General features: G+C 71.9%; 4 protein-coding genes. All 4 read right to left on the reverse strand.

What is annotated here, in order from left to right; genetic code table 11:
• On the reverse strand, positions 1 to 513 hold a 513-nt coding region (locus I8N67_RS41365; RefSeq protein WP_200309463.1), incomplete at its 3' end, for a hypothetical protein.
• A gap of 14 nt (positions 514 to 527) precedes the next feature.
• Positions 528 to 761 (reverse strand): hypothetical protein, encoded by a 234-nt coding sequence (locus I8N67_RS41370; protein WP_200309464.1) that lies wholly within the window; start codon positions 759 to 761, stop codon positions 528 to 530.
• 44 nt (positions 762 to 805) lie between these two features.
• Positions 806 to 1,213 (reverse strand): DUF4326 domain-containing protein, encoded by a 408-nt coding sequence (locus tag I8N67_RS41375; RefSeq protein ID WP_307835531.1) that lies wholly within the window; start codon positions 1,211 to 1,213, stop codon positions 806 to 808.
• A gap of 11 nt (positions 1,214 to 1,224) precedes the next feature.
• On the reverse strand, positions 1,225 to 1,449 hold the full coding sequence (locus I8N67_RS43635; protein ID WP_234047106.1) for a hypothetical protein: 225 nt from the start codon (positions 1,447 to 1,449) through the stop codon (positions 1,225 to 1,227).
• Positions 1,450 to 1,640 lie beyond the last annotated feature (191 nt).

The raw sequence follows: 1,640 nt of genomic DNA on the forward strand, positions 1-1,640 counted from the left end.
GGTGGCCTTGAAGCCGTTCCGGGCGACGGCCCTACGGACGGCGGCGGCCTGGTGCTCCCAGTAGGACTGCTCGCCGTCGTCGAGCTGCTCCCACGGGACAGCGATCCCCGTGAACCGTCGACGCAGCCACGCAGGCAGCGTGTCCCGCTCCTCGGTGGGCGGTCCGGCGAGGTCTTCGCGGAGTACGGCCGCGCGCTCCGGCTCCAACTCCAGCCAGTACGGCTCACGGTCCGGCCCGGACAGGAGCACGGTGATCGTGTCGTCGTCGCCCCACATCACGTCGTTCAAGCCCCAGCGGAGCCGGGTGGGGTCGTCGGCGGACGCGAGGGCTTCGGTGCGGTCGTCCAGCTCGGCGCGGAGGCGGCGGAGTTCGGCGGCCATCTGCGGCACGTCGATTCCGGTGAGCTGGTCGGCGTCGGCCTGGAACGGAACGTCGGTCAGGGTCGCGTACTCGTGGAGGCTGGCGGCGCGGGTTTCGATCTCGTCGAGCTGGGTGTCGGTGAGCGGGTTCATCGGGTGCTCCTCGGTTATCGGCTGGTGGGGGTGACGGGACCGGAAGGCGCGGCGGTCGGCTGGGCGTGGTCGTCTTTGGACGGCCACGTTCCGGCGGCGACCTGTTCCCGCCGGGCATCGAGGAGCCGGCGGAGGGCGTCGGCCTTCAGGGCGTAGCGGCGGCTGGCGGCGTCGGCTTCACGGATGGCGTGGTCGATGGCTGCGGGGCTGGCGTGGGCGGCGAAACGCGGGTTGATGCGGCTGGCCATCAGGGCTCCTGGGTGGTGGGTTATCCGGATGTGTGCGGGGGCGATCAGACGGCGGGGCTCGGCTGGTTCACGAGGTCGATCAAAACCGCCGCATGGCAGTGGTCGGGCTGGCCGGGCGCGGGGAGCGGGCACCAGCAGGTGAGGTCGCGGCCGTGGAGGAGTGCGCGGAAAAGGCGCAACTGGTCGGCCTGCTCGGGCTGCGTGATCCAAACCCGGTACGCCTCAGTCGCGTAACGGCGGGCCTCCAGCTCGTTGGGCCAGACGCCGACTCCGCCACCGGTCTCGCCGAACTGGACGATCAGGCCGTGATCGGCGCGGACGATGCGGTACGGGTTGCCGAAGCGAGTGGGCCGTCCGACGTAGGTGGAGCCTTCGGGCTTGCGCCATCCGGCGGTGCGTCGTCGTTGGATGCGGGCGGGCTTACTTACTCGCGGGTCAGGTGTCGTCGTCACGGGGGCCTCCTTCAGGCGGCGGGGCGGTTGGCGGGGCGGCCAGTGGCGTAGCAGTCGCACGGCCCGTCTGGTGTGCAGTGGTGGAAGACGGCCCGCTTCGCCGCCCAGTCGAGGGGCTGTTCGCCGGGTATCTGGCGGTGGCCGCATCGGCAGTAGGTGCGGTTGAGCCAGGGGTTGTAGGTGGTGAGCGGGTGGTCGCGGTCCTGGCACCACCGGCGGGCGGTCGGGCTGGCCATGGGGTCACTCCTGGGTCATGGAAGGCCTGTGCGGGGCTGTGGCGGGCTGGGAAGCGGGTGGGGTGCCCGGAGTCCGCCGGACGGCTGTACGGGCGCCTGAGGGCCGCCTGAGGCGTTTCTAGGCGGCAGGGAGGGCGCGGAGGTGGCGGGCGGAACGCTGCTCCCGGATCGCGCCGACGGCTTCGCAGAGG

Origin of the sequence: Streptomyces adelaidensis (assembly GCF_016598475.1) — a bacterium.
Lineage (GTDB): Bacteria > Actinomycetota > Actinomycetes > Streptomycetales > Streptomycetaceae > Streptomyces > Streptomyces adelaidensis.